At 66.0% G+C, this 25,345-nt stretch carries 23 protein-coding genes and 1 pseudogene; 8 read left to right on the top strand and 16 right to left on the bottom strand.

Annotated features, from left to right (window positions below; genetic code table 11):
* Nucleotides 1-5: 5 nt before the first annotated feature.
* The 8 genes from ACQR1X_RS03400 to ACQR1X_RS03365 form a co-directional block, all read right to left on the bottom strand.
* Nucleotides 6-506 carry a FixH family protein gene (locus tag ACQR1X_RS03400; protein ID WP_434898323.1) on the bottom strand — a complete coding sequence of 167 codons (501 nt, stop codon included), beginning with the start codon at nt 504-506 and terminating at the stop codon, nt 6-8.
* Between the two features lie 17 nt (nt 507-523).
* A complete protein-coding gene (ccoG, locus tag ACQR1X_RS03395) occupies nt 524-2,005 on the bottom strand; it encodes a cytochrome c oxidase accessory protein CcoG (protein WP_434898322.1) in 1,482 nt (493 codons plus the stop codon).
* A gap of 111 nt (nt 2,006-2,116) precedes the next feature.
* Entirely contained in the window at nt 2,117-2,989 is an 873-nt protein-coding gene (gene ccoP / locus ACQR1X_RS03390; protein WP_315802498.1) for a cytochrome-c oxidase, cbb3-type subunit III, read from the bottom strand.
* A gap of 6 nt (nt 2,990-2,995) precedes the next feature.
* On the bottom strand, nt 2,996-3,160 hold the full coding sequence (locus tag ACQR1X_RS03385; RefSeq protein ID WP_315802497.1) for a cbb3-type cytochrome oxidase subunit 3: 165 nt from the start codon (nt 3,158-3,160) through the stop codon (nt 2,996-2,998).
* An 18-nt stretch (nt 3,161-3,178) separates the two neighbouring features.
* Complete coding sequence (gene ccoO, locus ACQR1X_RS03380; protein WP_316218365.1) at nt 3,179-3,913, bottom strand: cytochrome-c oxidase, cbb3-type subunit II; 735 nt, start codon at nt 3,911-3,913, stop codon at nt 3,179-3,181.
* Between the two features lie 11 nt (nt 3,914-3,924).
* On the bottom strand, nt 3,925-5,571 hold the full coding sequence (gene ccoN / locus ACQR1X_RS03375) for a cytochrome-c oxidase, cbb3-type subunit I (RefSeq protein ID WP_434896006.1): 1,647 nt from the start codon (nt 5,569-5,571) through the stop codon (nt 3,925-3,927).
* A gap of 259 nt (nt 5,572-5,830) precedes the next feature.
* Nucleotides 5,831-6,256 (bottom strand): CBS domain-containing protein, encoded by a 426-nt coding sequence (locus ACQR1X_RS03370; protein ID WP_315802494.1) that lies wholly within the window; start codon nt 6,254-6,256, stop codon nt 5,831-5,833.
* A gap of 37 nt (nt 6,257-6,293) precedes the next feature.
* Complete coding sequence (locus tag ACQR1X_RS03365) at nt 6,294-7,127, bottom strand: universal stress protein (RefSeq protein WP_315802493.1); 834 nt, start codon at nt 7,125-7,127, stop codon at nt 6,294-6,296.
* 271 nt (nt 7,128-7,398) lie between these two features.
* Here ACQR1X_RS03365 and fixL point away from each other — a divergent pair, with 271 nt between their 5' ends.
* From fixL to ACQR1X_RS03345, 4 genes are all read left to right on the top strand, one after another.
* The gene (fixL, locus tag ACQR1X_RS03360) at nt 7,399-8,922 is read left to right on the top strand and encodes a sensor protein FixL (RefSeq protein ID WP_434839718.1); all 1,524 of its coding nucleotides are present in this window, start codon (nt 7,399-7,401) and stop codon (nt 8,920-8,922) included.
* Nucleotides 8,915-9,532, top strand: coding sequence for a response regulator FixJ (gene fixJ, locus ACQR1X_RS03355; RefSeq protein ID WP_315802492.1), 618 nt, complete (start codon nt 8,915-8,917; stop codon nt 9,530-9,532). Before fixL ends, fixJ begins: the two co-directional genes overlap by 8 nt.
* A 77-nt stretch (nt 9,533-9,609) precedes the next feature.
* Nucleotides 9,610-10,014, top strand: coding sequence for a response regulator (locus ACQR1X_RS03350; RefSeq protein WP_316183541.1), 405 nt, complete (start codon nt 9,610-9,612; stop codon nt 10,012-10,014).
* Between the two features lie 112 nt (nt 10,015-10,126).
* Nucleotides 10,127-10,834 carry a helix-turn-helix domain-containing protein gene (locus ACQR1X_RS03345; RefSeq protein WP_315802551.1) on the top strand — a complete coding sequence of 236 codons (708 nt, stop codon included), beginning with the start codon at nt 10,127-10,129 and terminating at the stop codon, nt 10,832-10,834.
* Nucleotides 10,835-10,848: 14 nt separating this feature from the next.
* Here ACQR1X_RS03345 and ACQR1X_RS03340 read toward each other — a convergent pair whose 3' ends face one another.
* The 4 genes from ACQR1X_RS03340 to ACQR1X_RS03325 all read right to left on the bottom strand — a co-directional run bounded on the left by ACQR1X_RS03340 (nt 10,849) and on the right by ACQR1X_RS03325 (nt 16,815).
* Nucleotides 10,849-12,174, bottom strand: a complete 1,326-nt coding sequence (locus ACQR1X_RS03340) for an MFS transporter (protein WP_434898321.1) — start codon at nt 12,172-12,174, stop codon at nt 10,849-10,851.
* A gap of 97 nt (nt 12,175-12,271) precedes the next feature.
* On the bottom strand, nt 12,272-12,730 hold the full coding sequence (locus ACQR1X_RS03335) for a PRC-barrel domain-containing protein (protein WP_315802550.1): 459 nt from the start codon (nt 12,728-12,730) through the stop codon (nt 12,272-12,274).
* A 47-nt stretch (nt 12,731-12,777) separates the two neighbouring features.
* The gene (locus tag ACQR1X_RS03330) at nt 12,778-14,979 is read right to left on the bottom strand and encodes an amylo-alpha-1,6-glucosidase (RefSeq protein WP_434898320.1); all 2,202 of its coding nucleotides are present in this window, start codon (nt 14,977-14,979) and stop codon (nt 12,778-12,780) included.
* 72 nt (nt 14,980-15,051) lie between these two features.
* On the bottom strand, nt 15,052-16,815 hold the full coding sequence (locus tag ACQR1X_RS03325) for an ABC transporter ATP-binding protein (RefSeq protein WP_434898319.1): 1,764 nt from the start codon (nt 16,813-16,815) through the stop codon (nt 15,052-15,054).
* Nucleotides 16,816-17,107: 292 nt separating this feature from the next.
* Here ACQR1X_RS03325 and ACQR1X_RS03320 point away from each other — a divergent pair, with 292 nt between their 5' ends.
* Nucleotides 17,108-18,178 carry a glycosyltransferase family 4 protein gene (locus ACQR1X_RS03320; RefSeq protein WP_315802487.1) on the top strand — a complete coding sequence of 357 codons (1,071 nt, stop codon included), beginning with the start codon at nt 17,108-17,110 and terminating at the stop codon, nt 18,176-18,178.
* Between the two features lie 107 nt (nt 18,179-18,285).
* Here ACQR1X_RS03320 and ACQR1X_RS03315 read toward each other — a convergent pair whose 3' ends face one another.
* The 4 genes and pseudogenes from ACQR1X_RS03315 to bioB all read right to left on the bottom strand — a co-directional run bounded on the left by ACQR1X_RS03315 (nt 18,286) and on the right by bioB (nt 22,471).
* Nucleotides 18,286-19,551, bottom strand: a complete 1,266-nt coding sequence (locus tag ACQR1X_RS03315) for an adenosylmethionine--8-amino-7-oxononanoate transaminase (RefSeq protein WP_434898318.1) — start codon at nt 19,549-19,551, stop codon at nt 18,286-18,288.
* On the bottom strand, nt 19,548-20,180 hold the full coding sequence (gene bioD, locus ACQR1X_RS03310; RefSeq protein WP_315802485.1) for a dethiobiotin synthase: 633 nt from the start codon (nt 20,178-20,180) through the stop codon (nt 19,548-19,550). Before bioD ends, ACQR1X_RS03315 begins: the two co-directional genes overlap by 4 nt.
* A pseudogene (locus tag ACQR1X_RS03305) lies at nt 20,177-21,321 on the bottom strand (8-amino-7-oxononanoate synthase). The gene bioD and the pseudogene ACQR1X_RS03305 overlap by 4 nt, the downstream one beginning before the upstream one ends.
* A gap of 100 nt (nt 21,322-21,421) precedes the next feature.
* A complete protein-coding gene (gene bioB / locus ACQR1X_RS03300) occupies nt 21,422-22,471 on the bottom strand; it encodes a biotin synthase BioB (protein ID WP_434898317.1) in 1,050 nt (349 codons plus the stop codon).
* A 120-nt stretch (nt 22,472-22,591) separates the two neighbouring features.
* Between bioB and ACQR1X_RS03295 the strand changes: the two genes are divergently transcribed.
* The 3 genes from ACQR1X_RS03295 to ACQR1X_RS03285 all read left to right on the top strand — a co-directional run bounded on the left by ACQR1X_RS03295 (nt 22,592) and on the right by ACQR1X_RS03285 (nt 25,340).
* Nucleotides 22,592-23,224 (top strand): GntR family transcriptional regulator, encoded by a 633-nt coding sequence (locus ACQR1X_RS03295; RefSeq protein WP_315802482.1) that lies wholly within the window; start codon nt 22,592-22,594, stop codon nt 23,222-23,224.
* Nucleotides 23,225-23,353: 129 nt separating this feature from the next.
* The gene (locus ACQR1X_RS03290) at nt 23,354-24,754 is read left to right on the top strand and encodes an MFS transporter (RefSeq protein ID WP_316218354.1); all 1,401 of its coding nucleotides are present in this window, start codon (nt 23,354-23,356) and stop codon (nt 24,752-24,754) included.
* A gap of 136 nt (nt 24,755-24,890) precedes the next feature.
* Entirely contained in the window at nt 24,891-25,340 is a 450-nt protein-coding gene (locus tag ACQR1X_RS03285; protein WP_434884478.1) for a (2Fe-2S)-binding protein, read from the top strand.
* Nucleotides 25,341-25,345 lie beyond the last annotated feature (5 nt).

Below are 25,345 nucleotides of genomic sequence, written 5' to 3'. Positions count from 1 at the left end.
GTCCTTCAGTTCAGCAGCACGCGGTTCTTCGACAGGAACAGGCGGCGGCCGCTGGAATCGCCTTCGAGCACGAGGTCCCACTGGCCCGGCGCGATCGCCTCCGCGGTGCCTCGATAGATGCCGCCGCCGATCTCGGCCAGCGCGACCTCCTGGTCGGCGCGCTTGTCGGCCGGACGCTCGAGCCGGCCCTGGAAGGTCAGGCCAGACAGCGGATTGCCGCTCGCATCGCGTGCGTTGACCTGCACCACCGCCGCGCCGCCTGCGCCGCGCTCGATATGCGCCTCGACCTGCCAGCGCCGCGCCTCCTGGGCGCGCGCCGCCGCGATCTCGTTCTCGTAGCCGAGGCTGGCGCTGTAGGCGCTGTCGACCTCGGTGCCTGGCAGGGTCGAGATCGCCACCGTCATCATGTAGACGTTGACGCCGATCACCGTCCCGAAGAAGGCGAGAAGCATCGCGAGCACCATGCCTCCGGTCAGCTGGAAGGAAGGATTGGAACGGCTGGCCATTGACGGGCTCCCTTGCTCTACGGGCTGACGAAATTGTCGGTGGCGGAGGCGACGACGCCGAGACCAATATCCGTCACATGGAACTTCACCGGAATCGACTTCTCGGGATTGCTCTCTTCGGGCGCGGTCACCAGCAGGCGCAGCTCCTCGGTCTGGTCGCGTCCGATCACGATCATCGGCCGGTCCGGGGTCACGGAATCGGCGCCGACGACGTGGACGGCGGCGTTGGCCGGCCCTTCGATGTCGATGGCGATGACGCGATCGAAGCCGTGCTTGTTGAGGACGCGCACCGTATAGGCATTGCGGATCGAGCCGTCGGACAGCTTGATCGCGATCGGGTTGCGATCGTGAAGCACGTTCACCTCGAGCAGCGACCGGGTCGCGAGCTTGTAGACCATGGCACCGCCGACCACGGCGATGATCGCGGCATAGACAATGGTCCGCGGGCGCACGAGCTTGTAGATCGGCGGCTTGCCTTCCTGTCGGCGATGAATGTTGATGTCGTTGTCATAGCCGATCAGCCGCGTCGGGCGGCCGATCTTGGTCATGACGGTATCGCAGGCGTCGATGCAGAGGCCGCATTGGATGCAGTCCATCTGGGCGCCGTCGCGGATGTCGATGCCGGTCGGGCACACCGCCACGCATTGCTTGCAATCGATGCAGTCGCCGGCAGGCTGGCCGAGCGCGCGCAATTCGGCGGCCTTCTTGACCGACATGCGGCTCTCGCCGCGGTCATAGCGGTAGGTGACGTTGAGCGCCCATTCGTCGGTCAGCGCCGCCTGGATGCGCGGCCACGGGCACATATAAACGCAGACCTGCTCGCGCATGAAGCCGGCGAGCGTGTAGGTCGTCGCGGTCAGGATCGCGATCCAGACATAGGCGAGCATCGGCCCCTGGAAGGTGACGAGATCCTTCACGAGCGTTGGCGCATCGCTGAAATACAGCACCCAGGCGCCGCCGGTCCACCACGCGATCATCAGCCAGATCGAATGCTTGAGCACGAGCTCCGAAATCCGCTCCAGCTTCATCGGGTCGCCGGAGGCATCCTTCTTCATGCGCTCCCGGCGGTCGCCCTCGATCAGGCGCTCGACGGCATAGAACAGGTCGGTCCACACTGTCTGCGGGCACAGATAGCCGCACCAGATGCGGCCGCCGATCGCGTTCATCAGGAACAGGCCGATGGCGGCGATGATCAGGAGGCCGGTGAAGTAGTACACCTCCTGCGGCCACAGCTCGATGAAGAAGAAATAGAAGCGGTGGTTCGGGAAGTCGATCAGCACCGCCTGGTCGGGCGCGCCGAGGCCGCGATTCCAGCGCACGAACGGCAGGAAATAATAGACGCCGAGACAGAAGCCCATCAGGCCCCATTTGATCCGGCGGAAAGTGCCCGAGACGCTCTGCGGATAGACCTTCTTGTGCGCAGCATAGAGCGGACCGTAATCGTCCACCCGTTGCAGATCTTGGGGCTGCAGGTCGTCCGGTTTTACCGTCTGGTTCATGGCTGGCGGATCATGGCTGGGGTCTTCTCGCAGTTGCGGCCGAAGGTATATCCACCTCCGGCCGCTCAGTTGATCCAGCTCAATTGAAGGGAAAGTTCCGTTGGATTTCCGTTACTTTCCGCCGCCCAGCGAGTGGACATAGACCGCCATCGCCTTGATCGTGGTCGGGTCGAGACGGCCCTCCCAGGCCGGCATGACACCGGCGCGACCGTTGGTGATGGTCTCGATCAAGGTCGCCTCGTCGGAGCCGTACAGCCAGATCTTGTCCGTGAGGTTCGGCGCGCCGAGCTCCGGATTGCCCTTGGCGTTGTCGCCATGGCAGGCCGCGCAGTTCTCGGCGAAGATCTTGGCGCCGGCCTTGGCGTCATAGCCCGGCCGGGTCGGCAGGCCCGCCAGCTCGCGGACGTAGTTGGCGACCGTGATGATTTCCGCCGGCTTCAGGACACCGTCCTTGCCGAAGGCGAGCATCTGGCCCTCGCGGGTCTTCGGGTGCCCCGAGCGCACGCCGTACAGCAGGGTCTGCTGGATCTGCTCCAGCGAGCCGCCCCACAGCCAGTCGTCGTCGTTCAGGTTCGGGAAGCCCTTCGCACCGGCCGCGCCGGTACCGTGGCAGGCGGCGCAGTTGTCGCCGAACACGGTCTTGCCCTTGGCACGCGCCAGGGCAAGCATCGCCGGATCCTTCTCGATGTCGGCGAGCGAGGCCGTCGCGAGCGCGGCCATCTTGGCGCCGCGGATCTTCTCGAGATTGGCAAGCTCGACCGCCACGTCCGCACGGGACGAGTAGCCGAACATGCCTTGCGTGTTGCTGGAGATCAGCGGCCAGGCCGGATACACGATCCAGTAGCCGATCGCCCAGACGATGGTGATGTAGAAGGTGATCACCCACCACCGCGGCAGCGGGGTGTTGAGCTCCTTGATGCCGTCCCAGACGTGGCCGGTCGTGGCCGTGCCCGTGACGCTGTCAACTTCGTTGTGGTCAGCCATGATGAATTACTCCTCCCGCAACGGCATGCTCGCCGCCTCGTCGAAAGCGGCCTTGTTGCGAGGCCAGAGGGCATAGGTCACGATCGCGAGGAAAATCGCGACGAAGATCGGGGTCCACAGCGTCGTCACGAGTGACGACGCGATGTTTTCCACTGCAATGATGGGCTTCATGATGCTCGCCTCTCGATCTCAGCGCAGATTGGCTTTTTCGTTGTAGATCTTGAAGTCCACCAGCGTGCCGAGCATCTGCAAGTAGGCCACCAGCGCATCCATTTCAGTCGGCGCACCCGCCTTGCCGTCGAAGTTGCGCACCACCGCCTTCGGATAGCGCTTGACCAGCGCCTCCGCGCCGGCACCGTCCGGATCGACCTGCGCCTTGAGGTCGGCGGCGGCGTTGGCGATCTGGTCGTCGGTGTAGGGCACCCCCACCATCCGCAGCGTCTTCAGATGGTCGGCGATGTTGTCCGCGTCGAGCTCGGTCTCCTTCAGGAAGGGATAGCCGGGCATGATCGACTGCGGAACGATGGCGCGCGGGTTGGTCAGATGGGTGACATGCCAGTCGTCGGAGTACTTGTTGCCGACGCGGGCGAGGTCAGGCCCCGTGCGCTTGGAACCCCACTGGAACGGGTGGTCGTACATGCTCTCCGCAGCGAGCGAGAAGTGGCCGTAACGCTCCACTTCGTCGCGCAGCGGACGGATCATCTGCGAGTGGCAGAGATAGCACCCCTCGCGGACATAGATGTTGCGGCCGGCCAGCTCGAGCGGCGTGTAGGGCCTGATGCCGTCGACCGCCTCGATCGTGCTCTTCAGGTAGAAGAGCGGAGTGATCTCGACGAGGCCGCCGATCGCGACCACCAGCAGGATGCCGATGACCAGGATGATCGAGTTCTTCTCGAAGACTTGGTGTCGTTGCCAGAAAGACATGATTGGTTACCTCACTCCGCCGGCTGAAGGGCGACGGGCGACTGAACTTCTTCCTCACCGACACGGACCGTCATCCAGAGATTGTAGGCCATGATCAGCGAGCCGATGACGAACAGTGCACCGCCGGCTGCGCGGATGATGTAGAAGGGATGCATCGCCTCGACAGTCTCGATGAACGAGTACTCGAGGAAGCCGAGCGCCGTGTAGGACCGCCACATCAGACCCTGCAGGATGCCCGAGACCCACATCGCGGAGATGTAGAGCACGATGCCGAGCGTGGCCGTCCAGAAGTGCCAGTTCACGAGCTTGAGGCTGTAGAGACCCTTGCGGTTCCAGATCCACGGCACCATGCAGTACAATGCGCCGAAGGACACGAAGCCGACCCAGCCGAGCGCACCGGAGTGCACGTGACCGATGGTCCAGTCGGTGTAGTGGCTGAGCGAGTTGACAACCTTGATCGACATCATCGGACCTTCGAAGGTCGACATGCCGTAGAAGGCGACCGACACGACCAGCATGCGCAGCACGGGGTCAGTCCGCAGCTTGTCCCACGCGCCCGACAGCGTCATCAGGCCGTTGATCATGCCGCCCCAGGAGGGCATCCACAGCATGATCGAGAAGGTCATGCCGAGGGTCTGCGTCCAGTCCGGCAGCGCCGTGTAGTGCAGGTGGTGCGGGCCGGCCCAGATATAGAGGAAGATCAGCGCCCAGAAGTGGATGATCGACAGCCGGTAGGAATAGACCGGACGCTCCGCCCGCTTCGGGATGAAGTAGTACATGATGGCGAGGAAGCCGGCGGTCAGGAAGAAGCCGACCGCGTTGTGGCCGTACCACCACTGGAACATCGCATCCTGTATGCCGCCCCAGGCGATGTAGGACTTGGAGCCGAACAGCGAAACCGGCAGCGACGGATTGTTGCCGAGATGCAGCATCGCGATCGTGACGATGAAGGCAAGGTAAAACCAGTTCGCCACGTAGATGTGCGGCTCCTTGCGCTTGATGACCGTCACCAGGAACACCAGAAGATAGACCACCCAGACGATGGTGAGCCACAGGTCGGAGTACCACTCCGGCTCGGCATATTCCTTCGACTGCGTAACGCCGAGCAGATAGCCCGTGCCGGCGATCACGATGAAGAAGTTGTAGCCCAGCACCACGAACCACGGCGCGAGGTCGCCGGCCAGACGGGTCCGGCAGGTCCGCTGCACGACGTAGAACGAGGTCGCGATCAGCACGTTGCCGCCGAAGGCGAAGATGACCGCCGAGGTGTGCAGCGGGCGCAGGCGACCGAAGCTGATCCACTGCAGATCGAAGTTCAGCGCCGGCCATGCCAATTGCGAGGCAATGATGAGACCGACGGTGAAGCCGGCAATGCCCCAGAACATCGCCATGACCGCGCCGAGCTTGATCGGACCGAGATTGTAGTTCGGTCGGCCATTGATCTCCTGCGGCGGCAGCTCGCCGCGCTCGAAGTAGCGGTTGAGGATGAAGAAGACGGACGCCGCGCTGGCGGCAGCCGCGAGCGAGGCGTGGAACGCGAAGGCCGTATCCAGTGCCTTCGCCGCAGCGAAGACGCACAGGAAGGCGGTGACGGCAAAAGTGAGCGACAAGCCACTTTCGCCGATGGTCATGGATTTTGTGGATGAGGACGCGCTCATGCGGAATCTCGCTGAAAGAACACGAGCCCAGCAACCACAATCGTTCACACGTGGAATTGATCGAAATCAACTTTGCGACCGGCTCGCCGTAAAGACTGGGAATGTTGCAGAACCAGCCGGAGGGAACCAGGACCGCGGCAGATTACGATCCCGGCGATGCATGATCCGATGCACAGAGCCAGATGAGGCCCGCACGCGGCACACGTGCGGGCCTCATCTTCCAGACGTTGGCACAAGGCCTGAGATCAGGTCTTCGCGATCATTCCTTCGCGGCGGCGGCCAGAGCCCTGACGATATCCTCGCGGGCGACGATCCCGACGACCCTGTTGTCGCCGTCGGTCACGGGCAGGCTGCGGATACGATGCTCGACCATCAGTTGCAGCACGCGCGTCAGCTTCGTATCCGGCCGGACATAGATGAACTCGGATGTCATCACGTCGGCGACCGTCCGGTTCATCAGGTCCGTATAGCGCGGCAGCATCTGATTTGGCGTGAAGGCAAAGCATTTCAGCACGTCGAACTTGGTGACGATGCCGATCACCTCGTCGTTCTCGACGACGGGGTAGGTGTTGAAATCGTCGCGGTCGAACATCTCGCCGAGCTCGCGGATCGTCGTCTCCCGGGTCACGGTCGTGACGTTCCGCGTCATGTAGTTGCCGGCGGTTTCCTCGAGAAATCTGTACAAGGCGGCAATCCTGTTCTCGAATGAAGCGGGTCGAATTTCAGTGCGACAGCAGAACGCAACGCTCGCTGCGCGTCATCAGATGCTCGGTGACCCCGCCGAGCACGAGCTCGCGGAATCGGGAATGGCCATAGGCGCCCGCCACGACGAGACCGGCCGAAACATCGGCGGCGACGGCGTCGAGCGTAGCCGCAACGTTGCGCCCCGGCCCCGGTTCCGCGATGCGCGCCGATGCGACGATCTTGTGACGGCCGAGCCATGCGACAACGTCCGCAAGACGCGCCTCGCAGGCGTCATATTCCGAGGTGTTCTCCGGGATCTCGGCGACCACGACGCCGCTCGCCCTGGCGAGCAGCGGCAGGGCATCGGCCAAAGCGCGGCGCGCCTCCGGTGTCTCCTTCCAGGCCACCAGCACGGTCCCGAGATCGAGGCTGCTGACGTTGTCCGGCACCACGAGCAGCGGGCGCCCGGCCTGCATGACAAGATCCTTGGGATTGGCCACCGCGAACGCATCGGACACCCCGGGTGGCACGCCGCCGGTGACGAGAATGTCGGCGGCACGGGCCTGCGCCAGCACGTAGCGCGCGGGGAAATCCACGGCGCTGCGCCAGCTCAACGACGCAGCCCGGTCACCCACTGCGGTGCGGAACTCCTGCTCGAGCTCGGCCAGTCGATTCCGCAGCGCGGCCTCACCCTGCTCGATCAGATCCTGCGCCTGCTCGCCGGTCGTGAAGTACAGCGGCGGCGCGAATTCCGCGGCCGCAACGCCGATGACAGCTGCGTCAAAGCGCGCCGCCAGGTCGGCCGCGACCCGAAGGCGGGCCTCATTCGGCTGACTGAGCGCAAGGCTCACCATGACAGTCGCGAACGTCATCCCGCCTCTCCAAACATTGCTTCCATGCAACTCTTAGAGGTGAAATCGCCTGCCGTGATGAGATAGATCAAGGTGCGGCGCGGGAGCATGGACGGCAGGACACCGTTGCAACCCGACCCAGGATCGGAGAAAGCCTTGAATTGTCGAACCAAAGTTTAAGTCGGCCCGGGTTGCAACGGCGCAATCTGGTATAAGATACCGCGGTGGTCGGCCTCCCGGCTGCGGCGGTAACGGCGAATCGGATAACGGCGAATCGATCAAAGGCTTCGAATTGCGCGACTTCACCCACCCCTTCCCGGATGCATCCGCCAGGCCCGAGGACGCTCCCGAGGACGCTCGGAGGCTGGGCTTCGGCGCGTGGGATCTCGATCTGGCCTCGGGCGAGTTCTACTGGTCGGTGACGACGCGGAAGCTGTTCGGCGTGGCGGCCGATCAGCCGGTGACCTACGGCTCCTTCCTGGCGCTGCTCGCGCCCGAGGATCGCGCGCCGGTCGAGGCGGCGATCGAGGATTCGCGCCATCGGAGCACCGGATTCGACATGTCGTTCAAGGTGTCCGGCGGCGGGCACTGGATTCGCGTGCTCGCCGGCGTGGTCGCCGACGAGGCCGGCACGCCGCATCATCTGCGCGGCATCGCCCTCGACATCGACCAGGAGAAGCGGCTGGAGGAGACGCTGCGGCTGCGCGAGCAGCATTTCCGCTCGATCCTGGACACCGTGCCGGACGCGATGATCGTGATCGACGGCAGCGGCACGATCCAGTTCTTCAGCTCCGCGGCGGAGCGGATGTTCGGCCTCACCGAGGCAGAAGCGGTCGGCCTCGACGTCAGCGAATTGATGCCCGAGCCGGACCGCTCGCGCCATGCCGGCTACCTCACCCGCTACCATGCCAGCCGCGAGCGCCGTATCATCGGCATCGGCCGCATCGTGACCGGCCGCCGCCGCGACGGCACGACGTTCCCGATGCATCTGTCGATCGGCGAGATGCAGTCCGGCGGCAAGCCCTATTTCACCGGCTTCGCCCATGATCTCACCGAGCATCAGCAGACCCAGGCACGGCTGCGCGAACTGCAGTCGGAGCTGGTCCACGTGTCGCGCCTCAGCGCCATGGGCGAGATGGCCTCGGCGCTGGCCCATGAGCTGAACCAGCCGCTCGCCGCGATCAGCAATTACATGAAAGGCTCGCGCCGGCTGCTGGCCGGCAGCAGCGATCCGAACACGCCCAAGATCGAGAGCGCGATGGAGCGCGCCGCCGAGCAGGCGATTCGCGCCGGCCAGATCATCCGCCGTCTGCGCGACTTCGTCTCGCGCGGCGAATCGGAGAAGCGGGTCGAGAGCCTGTCGAAGCTGATCGAGGAAGCCGGCGCGCTCGGCCTTTCCGGCGCCCGCGAGCAGAACGTCCAGCTGCGCTTCCAACTCAATCCGGATGCCGATCTCGTGCTCGCCGACCGGGTCCAGATTCAGCAGGTCCTGGTCAATCTGTTCCGCAATGGGCTCGAGGCGATGTCTCATTCCGCACGCCGCGAGCTCAGTGCGACGAATCGCAAGATCAGCGACGACTTGATCGAGGTTGCGGTGTCCGATACCGGAACGGGATTCCACGACGACGTCATGCCCAACCTCTTCAAGACCTTCTTCACCACCAAGGACACCGGAATGGGAGTCGGCCTCTCGATCAGCCGGTCCATCATCGAGGCCCATGGCGGGCGCATGTGGGCCGAGAACAACGAAGCGGGCGGCGCGACGTTCCGCTTCACCCTGCCGGCTGCCCCAACCAAGGTTGAGCACGATGGCTGAACAGGCCAAGGTCTATGTGATCGACGACGACGAGGCGATGCGGGACTCGCTGAACTTCCTGCTCGATTCATCAGGCTTTGACGTCACGCTGTTCGAGAACGCGGAGGTCTTCCTCGGCCGACTGCCGATGCTCCCTTTCGGCTGCGTCGTCTCGGACGTGCGGATGCCCGGCATCGATGGCATCGAGCTGCTCAAGCGCATGAAGGCCGCCGGCAGCAGCTTTCCGATCCTGGTGATGACCGGCCATGGCGATGTGCCGCTCGCGGTCGAAGCGATGAAGCTCGGCGCGATCGATTTTCTGGAGAAGCCGTTCGAGGACGAGCGACTGGTCGCCATGATCGAAACGGCAATCCAGCAGGCCGAGCCAGCCGCGAAGAACGAATCGGTCACGCAGGACATCCTGGCGCGCGTCGCCAGCCTGAGCCCCCGGGAGCGCCAAGTGATGGATGGGCTGATGGCCGGCCTCTCCAACAAGCTGATCGCGCGCGAATACGACATCAGCCCGCGCACCATCGAGGTCTACAGGGCCAACGTGATGACCAAGATGGGAGCGAACAGCCTCTCCGAGCTGGTGCGTCTGGCGATGCGCGCAGGCGCGCTGAAGGATTGAGCTAGATCAAGCTACCTTGACAGAATCGAGTGTTATGTTGTGCCTCGGTTCAACATCACATTCTCGCGGCACGTGCGATGTCGGCTCACACAAAACTCACGGTCTACGTGGCCGACGACGATGCTGATGTCCTCGGCTCGCTGCGCTTTCTGCTGGAGGCCGACGGCTTCGACGTGCGCACGTTTCGCAGCGGCACGGCGCTGCTCAAGGCGTCCGACCATGCGACCGTCGACTGCTTCGTGGTCGACTACAAGATGCCGGAGATCAACGGGGTCGAGCTCGCCGAACGGTTGCGTCAGCAGGGAGCCACCGCTCCGGTGGTGCTGATCACCGGCCATTACGATGACCGGCTTGCGGCGCGCGCGGCGGCCGTCGGGATCCAGGATTTCCTGCTCAAGCCGCTGCTCGACGACAACCTGGTGAAGCGGATCCGCAAGGCGATCGCCAACGACCATTCGGGTACCGCCCAGCGCGTCGTCTGACCCGGCCGGCCTACGTACATCTACGTAAGGGACCCCCCTTAAGATAACGGCCGAAATGTCCTTAACGGGAGCCGCAATGTACCACATCGCCATCCGCCGCAAGGAGATGGTCATGCTCAATCAGTCGATTACCCACCCGGTCGTCACCACCAACGCCCCCCACGCCGTCCCCTCTGCTGTCGTCCCTTCTCCTGCCGCCAATCCCTTTGCCGAGATCACCGGTCATGCCGGGCTGATCGCCAGCGAGTTCTCCTACAAGAAGGACGAGGAGATCTATGGCGAGGACGAGCCGGCCGAGTACGTCTACCAGGTGATCTCCGGCGCCGTTCGCAGCTACAAGCTGCTCTCCGACGGCCGCCGCCAGATCGGCGCCTTCCATCTTCCCGGTGACGTTTTCGGCCTCGAATTCGGCTCGATGCACCGTCTCGCCGCCGAAGCCATCATCGACACCACCGTGCGCCTGGTGAAGCGCCGCAGCCTCGAACAGGCCGCAGGTGTCGACGTCGCGGTCGCCCGCAAGCTCTGGACCATGACGGCCGGCGATCTCCGCCATGCCGAGGACCACATGCTGCTGCTGGGCCGCAAGACCGCGATGGAGCGCGTCGCGACCTTCCTGCTCGAGATGGACCGCCGCCTCGCCGTCGCCGGCATGATGGCGCTGCCGATGTGCCGCCGCGATATCGGCGACTATCTCGGCCTGACCCTGGAGACCGTGTCGCGCGCGCTGTCGCAGTTGCACAGCCAGGGCGTTCTCGGTTTCTCCGGTGCCCGCCAGATCGTGCTGCGCAACCGCCAGCGCCTGCGCAGCATGGACGCCTGAGGCGCCCTGCCCGTTCATGCCCTGCGCTCGCGCTGCCCGGTCTCCGGCATCAAGAGCGCGATCAAGAGAAGACCTGTCAGCGCCACGCCTGACAGACCCATGAATGCAGTGGCGCTGCCGTAGCGGTCGCTGGCGAAGCCGGCGACCACGGTGGACAGCGATCCGCCGATCCCGGATGCCGTCCCGACGATTCCCTGCGCCAGATTGAAATGTCCGCTGCCGAAGGCGACGTCGGCCACCGTCAGCGGAATCATGACGGCGAACACGGCCGCCGTGATGCCGTCGAAGATCTGCACCGCCACCAGCACGTAGGGATCGTGCACGACCGCGAACAGCGCGCCGCGCGCCGCGAGCGCGGCAAACCCCAGCATCAGCAGCGGCCTGCGGCCCCATTGCTGCGCGACCGCGCCGACCGAAGGCGAGGTCAGCGCCACGATCGCCTGCGGCACCACGATGCAGAACGCGATCAGCATCGGCGCCCACTCGCTCGATTTCGTCGTCACCACGCCGGCCATCAGCGGCAGCATCGCCGCATTGGCGAGCTGCAGCAGGAACACGCCGAGCGCGAAGACGAGCAGCGCGCGCTGGCGCAGCAGGCCGAGCAGGTTCGACAGCCGCGCGACCTCCTTGTCCTCGTGATCGGCTTGGCCGTGCGCCCGCGCGACGTCGATCTCGCGCTCGCGGATGCGCGACAGCGCGATCAGCGTCGGAAAGGCGAGAATGAAGGTGACCAGGAACACGGCGCGGCTGGACAGCAGATAGCCGCAGGTGCCCATCACGGCCGCAGCCACGCCGTTGCCGAGCGACGCGAACCGCGCATTGCGGCCGAGCCGCTCCGCCATGCCGCGCGGCCCGACCAAGCCGAGGCTGATCGCCGCGATCGCAGGTCCGAGCACGCAGCTCGCCGCCGCATGCAGCGTCGCGGCACCCGCGACCACGGGAAAGATCGGCCAAGCGGCATAGGCGAGCGCGCAGCAGCCGATGGTCGCGATGGCCAGACCGGCGACGCGGCGCTCGGACCGGGCCGCATCGATGATCGCGCCGCCCGGCATCTGCCCGATCAGCCCGACGATGCCGCCAATCGACAGCACCAGGCCGATCTGGGCCTGCGTCCATTTCTGCGTCGTCAGATAGACCGCGATGAAGGGACCGAAGCCGGTCTGCACATCGGCCAGGAAGAAGATGAACCAGTCCAGCCCGCGCAGGCTCTGCCGCGACGGCGTAGGTCTCGCAATCGTCGGGCCATGATCCTGCCCTGCATCCGGACGCGCGCCCGCCTCTGCCGCGCCGTCAGGCTCGGGCTCCCGGTCAGGTGATCTCGACGGCCGTGCAATCGGCATGGCTTTCTATTCTCAACTCATGAGGCTGACGGGACAGAACATCCCCCACGGTGTTCCGCTGCACGCGCAGGCCGGACCGGCAATCTCACGCATCAACTCAATGATCGAAATCCCAGGGTGACAGCTTGCCGGACGCGCCGAGCACGACGACGGGCTTGTCCTCCTTGTATTCGGGCGCGGCCTTCACCTGCTCCTTGGTAAGGTCGAGCGTGACCTGGTCGCTCTTCTCCGCGATGTGCTTGAAGTCGAGCGCGGTCCAGTCGACCACGATCTTGCGGCTGCCGACGCCGAGGAAGCCGCCGAAATCGATCACCGCGGCGCGCACCGTCCCGGTGGGATCGACGATGACATCGACGATGTGGCCCATGTCCTCGCCGGTCGAGCTGCGCACGTCGCGGCCGAGCACGCCATGCGCATCGCGCGCGCCGAGGATCGTGACCGAGGGCGGCGGTGCCGGCTCCTTTGCGGGCGCCGCTGCGTCCCTGGCAGGCGGTGTCGGCGACGGCTGCTGCGCATGCCCATCGCCTGCATACGAACCGATCAGCAGCGGCAGCATGACGAGGCAACTGCGAGCAGCCCGGCGAAGAGTGTGTTTCAGCGTCATCATTGCGCCAGCACCAGCGAGACCTGGATCTGACCGCGCCGCCGCAGCACCTCCATCGAGATATCCTCGCCATGGCGGCGAATGCGCAGGTCGATCGTCGAGCTGCCGAGCCGGAGATCGCGCAGCACAACCCAGTCGAGGAAAGGCGGCAGCCGCGGATTGCGCAGACGGATCTGGCCGCGCTCGGCGTCGAACTCGAGTCCGAGGGCCGCTTCGAGCAAGGTGAACGGCGTCGCGCTGGCCCAGGCCTGCGGCGCGCAGGCCACCGGATAGAGGGTCGGGCCGCGATGCTTCTCCCGCCGGAAGCCGCAGAACAGCTCCGGCAGCCGGCGCAGATCCATGTAGGACGCCGCTTCGAACAGGCCGCCGAACACCTGCTCAACCGCATGCTTGAGGCCATAGCGCGACAGGCCGAGCGCAATCAGCGCGTTGTCATGCGGCCAGATCGATCCGTCGTGATAGGACATCGGATTGTAGCGCGCTTCGCCGCACGCCACGGTGCGGATGCCCCAGCCCGAGAAGAAATGCGGCCGCAGCAGGTCAGCGGCGAGCTTGCGGGCGCGGTCCTCGCGCACCATGCCGCTGAACAGGAGCTGACCCGCGTTGGACGTCCGCACCCGGCACGGCTGCTTGTGGCCGTCGAGCGCCAGCGCATAGGTGTTCAGATCCTCGCACCAGAAGGCGTCCTCGAACCGTTCCGCGAGACGGGCGGCCTCGGCCTGGAGCCGGTCCGCCATCTCGGGCTTGCCGAGCCGACGGGCGCAACGCGCCGCCAGCTGCTTGCCGGCAAAGACATAGCCCTGCACCTCCGCAAGCGCGATGTAACCTTCCGCGAGGCGGCCGTCGGCATGGAACACCGCGTCGTAGGAATCCTTCCAGCCCTGGTTGGCGAGGCCCTGCTCGGAGGCGCGCTGATATTCGACGAAGCCGTCGCGATCGGGATCGCCGGGTCCGTCGATCCAGCGCAACGCCAGCTCGATCGCCGGCCAAAGCTCGCGCAGGGTGTCGATGTCGCCGGTGCGCTCGATGTAGAGGCCGGCGAGCAGCACGAACAGCGGGGTGGAGTCGACGCTGCCGTAGTAACAGGCGAACGGCACCTCGCGCAGCGCCGCCATCTCGCCGCCGCGCATCTCGTGCAGGATCTTGCCGGGCTCGGCATCGGCCAGCGGATCGGTCGTGCGCGCCTGATGCACCGCGAGCCGGCGCAGCACGCCGCGGGCGATGCGCGGATCGACCCACAGCATCTGCATCGCCGTGATCAGCCCGTCGCGGCCGAACGTCGTCGAGTACCAGGGAATGCCGGCATAAGGATAACGTCCTTCCGGCGTGTCGGTCATCAGGATGTTGAGGTCGGCCGCCGCCTGGCACAGCACCTCGTTGAGGATGTCGTTGGAGGTCTCGATGGTGGTGGCGCCGTGCGTGCAGCGGCGCATCTCGCGCCGATGGGCGAGCAGGCTCCGAAAGAAGCGCCCCGGCCGCTCGCCGGCCTTGGCGTTGCACATCACGGCCACGAACAGGGACGCAGATTCCTGCGGCGCAAGATCGAAATGATAGGTCGCGACATTGGTGGTGAGACTGGTCGGACGCGGATCGAAGCTCATATCCGTGGTGCGTGTGACATTGTCCAGCCCACGATAGTGAAGCACGACCTCGCCTGGATCGACCAGCCGGCTCGAGCCGACCCCGCGGCGGGGCCGCACCGAGCCCCGCACCTCGAACAGGTCGGCAAAATCGTTGTCGAACGTGAGCTTGAGATCGAAGCTGGCGTGGCGATCACCATGGTTCTGCAGCCCGATGCGCTGATAGGCCGTGCCATGCCAGAGAAAGATCGTCCGCACGATGTGCAGCATGTCCTTCGGCAGCACCAGGCGGCCCTGGCTGTAGATGTCGGGATTGGTGAGATCGACGGTCAGCGCGGAGTTGTCGTCACGCAGGCTCGAGCCGAGCAGCAGGGGCTGAACGTCGTCCAGCGTCAATTCGAGGCGCGCGAGATAGCGCGTATCGGCGTTGAAGAGACCGTCCGGTCCGCCGGCCGAGGCGCCGATGTCGCCATGGCCGTCGAGGACGATGAACGTATCGTCATGCTTGAGCGAGCGCCGCGGCCGTGCCGCCGGCCCCGTCATGGGAATGTAGAACGGCTGCTCGGCAGGCTCGTCCGTCCGGGTGATCAACGACAGTGTGCTTGCGACTTCGGCGGACATGTTGGCCTCATGCGATATTGAAGTGCCCGGACAACCGAGAGTGCACGTTCTCGACGCGATCCGACGCAACGATCAGGCGGCGAACTTGGCGAGCCGGTTCATCTCCTGGGTCACGAGGTCCCGATACGGGCCCTCGTCCTGCATCAGCCGGTCGGGCGCGCCGTCCTCGATGATCCTGCCCGATTTCAGCACCACCACGCGGTCAAAATTCCGCAAGGTCGCGAGGCGGTGCGCGATCGCGATGACGGTGCGGCCGCGCATCAGGCGGCTCAACGCCTCACGGATGGCCTCCTCGGACTCGCTGTCGAGCGCTGCCGTCGCCTCGTCGAGCAGCAGGATCGGCGCGTCCTTGAGGAAGGCCCGCGCGATCGCGATGCGCTGGCGCTGTCCGCCCGACAGCTTGACGCCGCGATCGCCGACCATCGTCTGCAACCCCTCCGGCAGCGTCTCGACGAAGTCGCAACGCGCCGCGATCGCCGCCCGCAACACCTCATCGTCGGTCGCACTCGGACGTCCGTAGCGGATGTTCTCCAGGATGGAGCGATGGAACAGCGAGATGTCCTGCGGCACCACCGAGATCGCCTCGCGCAGGCTCTGCTGGGTGACCCTGGCGATGTCCTGGCCGTCGATCGTGATGTGGCCGGCTTGCGGATCATAGAACCGTTGCAGCAGCGTGAACAGGCTCGACTTGCCGCCGCCGGACTGACCGACCAGGCCGACGCGCTGGCCGGGCTGCAGCCGCAGCGTGAAATTCTCGAACAGCTTGTGGCCGCCCGGATAGTGGAAGGTGATGTTGTCGAACGCGATCGCCGCGCCGCTCTTGACCAGCGGCTCGGCCTCGGGGTGATCGCGCAGCTCGTGCGGCTGCAACAGGGTCGCGATCGCCTCGCTCATGCGCGCCACATGCTGGGTGACGTCGACCAGCGCGACCGCGAGATCGCGCGTCGCGTTGAGAATGCAAAGGCCGAGCGTGCAGACCAGCACGACGTCGCCGGTCGTCGCCCCGGCCCGCTGCCACAGCGAAATCGCCCAGGCCATGAGCGCGACCGTCAGCACGATCGTCACCGTGGCGTGCAGGATGCGCAGCTTCTCGAGGTAGCGGAGACTGCGCCCCCGCGCCTCGAGCTCCCTGTCGATGGTCGCGTCGAACCGGTCGTGCTCGTGGCGCAGGCCGCAGAAGGCGCGCACCAGCGGCATGTTCGAGATCACGTCGACCATCTCGCCGTCGACCATCGCAGCCTTGTCGGCGAAATCGTCGTGCAGCGGCTTGCCGGCGGCGGCCAGACGGAACATCGCCACCACCATCATGGCCGCGATCAGCAGCAGGCCGATCGCCATCGGACCGCTCACGGTTCCGATCAGGCAGATGGCCGCGACCGTGGCGAGGCATGGCGGCAGCACGTTCCACATGAACATGTTCTCGACGGTGAACACCGCGTTCGACGTGGCCGTGATCCGGCTCGACAACATTCCCGGCAGGCGATCGCCAAAATAGCTCGGCGCATGCCCGGTGAGATGACGGAAGATGTCGCGCCGAAGATCTCCGGTCACGCGCACGAAGGTAAAGCTCGCGATCCAGCTGGCGACGCGCCAGAGAATGTTGTCGGTCGCAATCAGCGCCATCAGCAGCACGAACGCGGTCCAGACATTGCTGTCACGCGACGGCCCGGAGGAGAGAGCGTCGACCAGCGACTTCACACCATATTGCGTGCCCACCGAGCAGGCAACTGCACCGACGACGGACAGCAGAATAATGAGATGCGCTGCAGGGCGCCTCATGAGATAGCGCAACACGAAAGGAAAGGGCCGGTGCGCGTAGCCTGAAAGCTGATCCATGATCTTCCCATTGAGATGAGCGCGTCGTTGCGACACCTGTTGCGGCGAGTTGAACGATGAACAGTTTGTCCGGTTCCTTGCGCTGCCGCGCTGCAACCCTGCCCTTCGACAATGACGGCAGCAGCGTTGAGGATCAGGGATGGCATCAATGAGACGCCGATGAACACGTTGTGTCGAAGAAAGAGTGATCAGGGCAAGGGAACTTCGCACATGCGACAACGTTCCCGCTTCGGCAGTGCCGGTGCCATTCGGTAGGGGGCTTCATCCATGATCACGAATAGGAGACGACGAGATGCGCATTGCGCAGGTAGCTCCATTGACGGAGGCTGTGCCTCCGAAGCTCTACGGCGGCACTGAGCGGGTCGTTCATTGGTTGACCGAGGAGCTCGTGGCCCTCGGACACGACGTCACCCTGTTCGCCAGCGGCGATTCGCAGACATCGGCGAAACTCTCTCCGACATGGCCGAAGGCTCTGCGCCTCGACGGCTCGGTAAGGGATCCGAACGCGCTTCACATGGTGATGCTCGAAAACGTACGGCAGCAATGCGACGACGAACAGTTCGACATCCTGCACTTCCATCTCGACTACTACCCGTTCTCCCTGTTCCACCGGCAACCCACCCCCTTCCTCACAACCCTGCACGGCCGGCTCGACCTGCCGGAGCATCAGCCGGTATTTTCGGTCTTCAAGGATGTTCCCGTCGTCTCGATCTCGGACTCGCAGCGCCGGCCGGTGCCGAATGCGAACTGGGTTCGCACCGTGCTGCATGGGCTTCCCGAACGGCTGCTGATGCCCAAGCCTGTGACGCCGAGCTATCTGGCCGTGCTCGGACGCATCGCCCCGGAAAAGGGAGTCGACCGCGCCATCAAGATCGCGATGCGCTGTGGGATTCCGCTGAAGATCGCCGCCAAGGTCGACCGCGCCGACCAGGATTACTACGACGAGCTGATCCATCCCCTGATCAAGGACAATCCCTTGGTCGACTATATCGGCGAGATCGGCGACCACGAGAAACCGGAATTCCTGTCCGGTGCGCTCGGCCTGTTGCTGCCGATCGACTGGCCGGAGCCGTTCGGCCTGGTGATGATCGAATCGATGGCCTGCGGCACGCCCGTGATCGCCTACAATCGCGGCTCGGTTCCCGAGGTGATCGACGACGGCGTGACCGGCTTCGTCGTCGAGGACGAGCTGAGCGCGGTCGCGGCGGTCAGTCGCCTGTCCGGCCTGAGCCGCGCCCGCGTGCGCGAGCAGTTCGAACGCCGCTTCACCGCACGCCGCATGGCGCTCGACTATCTCGCGGCGTATCGCAGCCTGATCGAGATGGCGGAGCCGCGCATCCGTCTCGTCAGCAGCGCTGAATAAGTAGATCGAATCCGAGACCGGGCACTGAGCTGCCCGGCCTCCTGATCATCTCAGCTGACGGCAGTCCACTCCGGCGAACATGCGCTGGAACTCGTCCATCGGCGACATCAGAGCACGTGGTCGACGGCCTCGTCGATGACGGCATACACCGCCTCGAGGTCGCCGGAGGTGACGCAGTATGGCGGCATGACGTAGATGGTATGGCCGAGCGGACGCAGCAGCACGTCGCTGTCGCGGAAAAACGCCAGCAGCCTGGGACCAACCTCGGCAAGGTAGCCCGGCTCGTCGGCATGGAGATCGAGCGCCGTGATAGTGCCGCAACGCCGCAGCGCGGAAAATCGCTCGTCGTAACGCAAGCGGTCGAGACAGCGCTGCTGCGCGGCCGCGACGGCGGCGATCCGGGCCCGCGTCTGCGGCTGCCGCCATAGCTCGAGATTGGCGCTGGCCGCCGCGCAGGCAATGGGATTGGCCGTGTAGGAGCTGGAGTGAAAGAACGTGCGGGCGCGGTCGGTCGAATAGTGCGCCTCGTAGATCGCCGGACTGCACAGCGTCACCGCAAGCGGCATCGCGCCTCCGGTCAGTCCTTTGGCGTAGCAGGCGATGTCGGGCGCGATGTCCGCCTGCTCGCAGGCGAACAGCGTGCCGGTGCGGCCCCAGCCGGTCATGACCTCGTCGGCGATGAACAGCACGCCGAACGCCTTGCAGATCCGGTGCATCTCGCGCAGCACCGCGGCCGGATACATCAGCATGCCGCCGGCGCCGAGCACCAGCGGCTCGACGATGAAGGCGGCCGGCCGGTCGTTTTCGCAGACCGCCGCGAGCGCGTCCAAGGTCGCCTGTTCCCTGCCCGGCGACGGAAACGGGATGACGATAACGTCGAACAGCAGCGGCTCATAGGCGGCATTGAACACGCCGCGCGCGCCGACCGACATCGCGCCGATGGTGTCGCCGTGATAGGAATGCTGCATCACCACGATGCGCGAGCGCGGCTCGCCGATGTTCCTGAAATAGCCGAGCGCCATCTTCAGCGCGACCTCGACGCTGGTGGCGCCACTGTCGGAGAAGAACACGTGCGCAAGGCTCGGCGGCACCAGCGCGAGCAGCCCGGCGGCAACCTGCTCGGCCGGCTCATGGCTGTGGCCGGCGAAGATCACCTGATCCAGCCGCTCGGCCTGGTCCTGGATCGCGCGCACGATATGCGGATGGCAATGGCCGTGCGTGACCACCCACCACGACGCGATCGCATCGATGATCCGCCGGCCGTCGGCGGTGAAGAGATAGGCGCCCTCGCCGCGCGCGACCGGCGTCATCTCGGGCTGGAGCGCATGCTGCGTGAAGGGATGCCAGATCGGCGAGGTTGCCTTGCGCATCATGGTTCGAAATCCCTGCGCTGGAATTGCGTGGCGAACACGTACTGCAGCGATCGCGCCGTGAGCGGCGTGATCCAGGGCAGCCGGCCCAGGCGCTTCACCTCGCCGAGCCGGCAGATCGTCTCCTCATTGTCGGCATGGCCGTCGCCGATGAAGGCGATGCCGAGCACGCCGATGCGGCGGCTGCGCAGCGCCGCCAGCGACAGCAGCGAGTGATTGATGGTGCCGAGGCTGGTGCGCGCGCAGAGCACGACCGGCAATTGCCATCGCGCGAAGACATCGAGATAGAGCGTCTGGGAATCGAGCGGCACCATGACCCCGCCGGCCCCCTCGATCACGACAGGCCGGCCGACGGACTGCGGAGGATGCAGGCTGAGCGGATCGATGCTGACGCCTGCGAGGCGGGCCGCGCGATCCGGCGAGGCCGGCTCCGGCAAACGATAGGCTTCGGGCAGCACGCGATCGTCGGCGAGCTCGGCCAGCCGCTGGACACGGCAGGAGTCCGTCTCCTCGGCAAGGCCGGCCTGGACCGGCTTCCAATAGCGGGCCCTCAGCAGCGCCGTGAGGCCGGCGGCGAACACCGTCTTGCCGATCCCGGTATCGGTGCCGGTGACCACGATGCGTGGCGTCATGCCCCCGGCCTCCCGATCTCGGCGGCGAGCGCATCGAGCAGCGCCACGATCGCGGCCTCGTCGACGTTCAAGGTCAGCGACAGCCGGAGCCGCGCCGTGCCAGGCGGCACCGTCGGCGGCCGGATGCCGCGGACGTCGAAGCCTCGCGCCTGCAGCGCGGCAGCCAGGCTCATCGCGCGCGCATTGTCGCCGACCACGCAGGGAATGATCTGCGACGGCGACCAGCTTTCACCGAAGCGCGCGTCGATCGCGCGATGGGCGAAGCCAACGAGCTGCGCCAGCCGCTGCTGCCGCTCCGGCTCGTCGCGCAGGATCGCAAGCGCCTCCAGCACCGCCACCGCCATCAGCGGCGACGGCGCCGTGCTGAAGACGAAAGGCCGGCAGCGATTGATCAGCGTGTCGCACAGCACGCCGCTTGCGGTGACCAATGCGCCGGCCGCGCCCAACGCCTTGCCGCAGGTGTGAACGGTGACGACGCTCTCGCGTCCCTCATAGGCTGCGGCGAGACCGCGGCCCTGCGCGCCGTGGCCCCCGGTCGCATGGGCCTCGTCGATCAGCAGAAAGGCGTCGTGGCGCTCGGCGATCGCCATCAAATCCGCCAGCGGCGCGAGATCGCCGTCCATGCTGTAGAGTCTTCGACGACGATCCAGGGCTGGCCGACACCGCCGTCCCTGCGCCAGGTCAGGATCGCGTCCTCGGCCGACTGCGCGTTGTTGTGGATGAACTGGCACGTCTCGGCGCGACCGGCACGCGCGCCCTCATGGGTGCTCGCATGAACGAGCGCATCGAGCACCAGCAGGTCGTCGCGCTGCGGCAATGTGGTGAGCACGGCGAAATTCGCCATGTAGCCGGAGCCGAAGAACAGCGCGCGCTCGGCGCCGAAGAAGCGCGCGGCCTCCGCCTCGAGCCGTTCGTGCTCGTCGCAATTGCCGCGCAGCAGGCGCGAGCCGCCGGCGCCGACCGGCGTGCCGGCCTCCATGGCCGCGGCGACCGCGCGCTTGATGCGTGGCGCCTGCGCCAGTCCGAGATAGTCGTTGGAGGAGAAATCGAGACCGGCCGGTGGAGTGAGCTGCCGCAACCGGTCATCGGCCGCGAGTCTCTGCAGGCCGTCGGAATAGATCGCCAACCTGTCGGACAGCATGGACATGGCTCCGCTCTGTTTCGGTCAGCCGCGGGCGTGGACCGGCACGACCAGGCAGTTCCGTGGGCGCGGTCGCGCCGAACTCGCGATGAGGTTCGAATCAGGCCGGGGACGATGCGTCTGCGCTTTCGCTGGCAGCGGCCGGTGCGACCGGACGCGCCGACAGCGACGAGGTCATGCCGAGCCGCGCGAGCAGATCGGCGTCGCGCCGCGCCTGGGGATTGGCCGTGGTCAGCAGCACGTCGCCGATGAAGATCGAATTGGCGCCGGCCAGCAGGCACAGGCTCTGCAACTCGTCGCTCATGTACTGCCGGCCCGCCGACAGCCGCACCACGCTCCGGGGCATCAGGATGCGCGCCACCGCGATCAAGCGCACCAGCGCAATCGGATCGGGCCGCGTGGCCGTCTCGTGGACCGGCACGCCCCTCACCTCGTTCCACATGTTGATCGGCACGCTGTCGGGATGCTCAGCGAGGTTGGCGAGCAGCACCAGCATGCCGAGCCGGTCGTCAATCTCCTCGCCCATGCCGATGATGCCGCCGCAGCACACCTTGATGCCGGCCTCGCGCACATGCGCGAGCGTATCGATGCGGTCCTGCAGCGTGCGCGTGGTGATGATGCGGTCGTAGAACTCGGGCGAGGTGTCGACATTGTGGTTGTAGAAGTCGAGCCCGGCCTCTCTCAGCCGCTGCGCCTGCGGCGGCGTCAGCATGCCCAGAGTCACGCATGTCTCCATGCCCAGATCCTTCACCGCGCTGACCATGTCGCAGACCTGATCGAGGTCGCGGTCCTTGGGACTGCGCCAGGCGGCGGCCATGCAGAAGCGCTCGGCTCCCGCTGCCTTCGCGCGCCGCGCGGTGGCGACCACCGCATCGCGGTCCATCAGCTTCGTCGCCTTGAGACCGGTGTCGTAATGCGCGCTCTGCGAGCAGTAGCCGCAATCCTCCGGGCAGCCGCCGGTCTTGATGCTGAGCAGGCTCGCGGTCTGCACGCGGGTGGGATCGAACTGCCGGCGATGCGCCGACTGCGCCAGGAACATCAGATCCGGAAATGGCAGGGCGTAGAGCGCCTCGGCCTCGTCCCGGGTCCAGTCGTGACGGACGGCAGCGTCGTTGTCGGGGCGATCGGACAAGCTGCTTGGAACGGGCATTTCGACACCTCACGCGGATTATAGATTTTCAAAGATATTATCTATGAAAAACCGTATTAAAGCACCGTAGGGCACAGCGGCTTTCCTCGCATCGGTTTTTTCGATAGATAATCTATCGCCATGCAGGACGAGAATCTCACCACGGCCCACCGCATCGCCGAGGCCATCACCGAACGGATCGTCAGTGGCGCGCTCCCTCCGGATGCGCCGCTGCGGCAGGACCACGTCGCGCGCGAGTTCAAATCCAGCCACGTGCCGGTGCGCGAGGCATTTCGGCAGCTCGAGGCGCTGTATCTCGTGGTCGCGGCACCGCGGCGCGGCGTGCGGGTGGCGCCGCTCGATGCGAAGTCGACCAGGGAGATCGTCGAGATGCGCGTCGCGCTCGAGGTGATCGCGCTGCGCAATGCCGCGCCGCGCTACACGCCGACGCATCTCGCCGCGATCGAGCTCGCGCTGATCGAGGCCGACAATGCCGAGACCATCCAGGAATTCGAGACCGCGAACCGCGCCTTCCACCGCGCGCTGGTCGCGCCCTGCGCGATGCCGCGGCTGCTGGCGAGCCTCGACGGATTGCGCCTGGCGAATTCACGGCTGGTGCTGGCGATGGCCCGCAATGCCGGCTGGCGTCCGCGCACCAACCAGGATCACCGGCTGATCCTGCAGGCCCTGCGCGCCCGCCAGATCGGCCACGCCTGCGAGCTCCTGACGCGGCACAACCAGACGATCGAACGGCTGGCAAGGCCGGGCGTGTAGCCGGCTTCGACCCGTTCCTTGCGACCGGGCGCATACCGCCATGCGCCCGCGACGGCTGGGGCGCTCGCCTGCTCCCGTGTACATGCTGATCCGGACGCGCCCCGCGAACCGAAGGTCTCCAAAGGTCTCATGTCCGACCGCCACCACGCTTCGAAGCTCGCCGGCGACGGCACCACCGATGGCCTGCCGCCCGGCAAGCGGCCCTGGGCCATCGCCGCGATCTTCACGGCGCTGTCGATGGCCTCGCTCGACGTCGCCATCGCCAACATCGCGCTGCCGTCGATTTCGGCCGATCTCCACGTCTCCCCGGCCGAGGTGGTCTGGGTGGTCAACATCTATCAGATCGCCTTGGTCGCGACCTTGCTGCCGCTCGGCGCGCTCGGCGAGATCGTCGGTCATCAGCGCATCTATCTCGGCGGCCTCCTGCTGTTCACGCTGGCCTCGGTCGGCTGCGCCCTGGCGTGGTCGCTGCCGACGCTGGTGATCGCCCGCGCGCTGCAGGGCCTCGGCGCCAGCGGCATCATGAGCGTCAACACCGCGCTGGTGCGCTACGTCTATCCCGGCAAGATGCTGGGACGCGGCCTCGGCCACAACGCGCTGGTCGTCGGCATTTCCTTCACCTTCGGCCCGACGATCGCATCCGCAATTCTCTCGCTCGGCTCCTGGCCGTGGCTGTTCGCGATCAACCTGCCGTTCGGCCTGATCGCGATCGCGATCGGCATGAGGATGCTGCCGCGGACGCCGCGCGCCGAGCACGGCTTCGACTTTCTCGGCGCCGCCCTCGCTGCGCTCTGCCTCGGCCTGTTCATCACCGGCATCGGCAGCGCCGCGCACGGCGCGACGCCGGCCATGGTGGTAGCCGAACTGGTCGCAGCGCTCGTGCTCGGCGTCATCCTGGCCCGCCGCCAGGCCGACCACCCGGCGCCGATGCTGCCGATCGACCTGTTCCGCCGCGGGGTGTTCGCGCTGTCGGCGGCGACCGCAGTGTGCTCGTTCTCGGTGCAGGGCCTCGGCTTCGTGTCGCTGCCGTTCTATTTCGAGGACATTCTCCAGCGCTCGCAGGTCGAGACCGGGTTCTTCATGACGCCCTGGCCGCTCGCAGTCACGATCATGGCGCCGATCGCCGGCCGGCTGTCGGACCGTTTTCCCGCCGGCCTGCTCGGCGGCATCGGCCTGGTGATGCTCGGCTCCGGCATGGCGCTGCTCGCCATGTTGCCGGAGAACCCGAGCATCGCGAACATCGTCTGGCGCATGCTGATCTGCGGCATCGGGTTCGGCTTCTTCCAGGCGCCGAATATGAAGGCCATCATGTCAAGCGCCCCGCCGCACCGCAGCGGCGGCGCCAGCGGCATCGTCGCCACGGCCCGGTTGACCGGCCAGACCACCGGCGCGGCGCTCGCCGCCTTGTGCTTCAGCCTTGCGGGGCACCAAGGAGCCACCCTTGCCTTGGCCCTCGGCGCCGGTTTCGCCGCGCTCGGCAGCGTGATGAGCTTCCTGCGGCTTGCCGTCGCTCCGCCGCGCGGCCCATGAGCCGACGCAACTACAAGCCGGGCCCATCACAAATCCTGCGCGCGGCAAACGCATATTCTTGATTTGAAGGATGCAAACGTTCGCGCCACAGTGCCGCCCTCTGTTCAACTGGCGCGTTGAACGAAAGGGATCTGCGATGGCAAACCTCACGATCAACGGACAATCCTATACTCTGGACGTCGAGCCCGACACGCCGCTGCTGTGGGCGATCCGCGAGAACGCCGGACTGACCGGCACCAAATATGGCTGCGGCATTGCACAATGCGGCGCCTGCACCGTGCATCTCGACGGCGCGGCCGTGCGCTCCTGTGGCGTCACCGTCTCCGAGGCCCTGGGCAAGCAGATCACCACCATCGAGGGGCTCGCGAGCGACAACGGGCTGCACAAGGTGCAGCAGGCCTGGGTGGAGAACGACGTTCCGCAATGCGGCTACTGCCAGAGCGGCATGATCATGGCCGTCGCGGCGCTGCTCAAGGACAATCCGAAGCCGAGCGATCAGGACATCAACGACGCCATCACCAACATCTGCCGCTGTGGAACCTTCGCGCAGGTGCGCGAGGCGATCCACGCCGCCGCCAACGCCTGAGGAGG

Origin of the sequence: Bradyrhizobium sp. HKCCYLRH3073 (assembly GCF_051167995.1) — a bacterium.
GTDB lineage: Bacteria > Pseudomonadota > Alphaproteobacteria > Rhizobiales > Xanthobacteraceae > Bradyrhizobium.
This window is presented reverse-complemented; position numbering and strand designations above follow the sequence as displayed.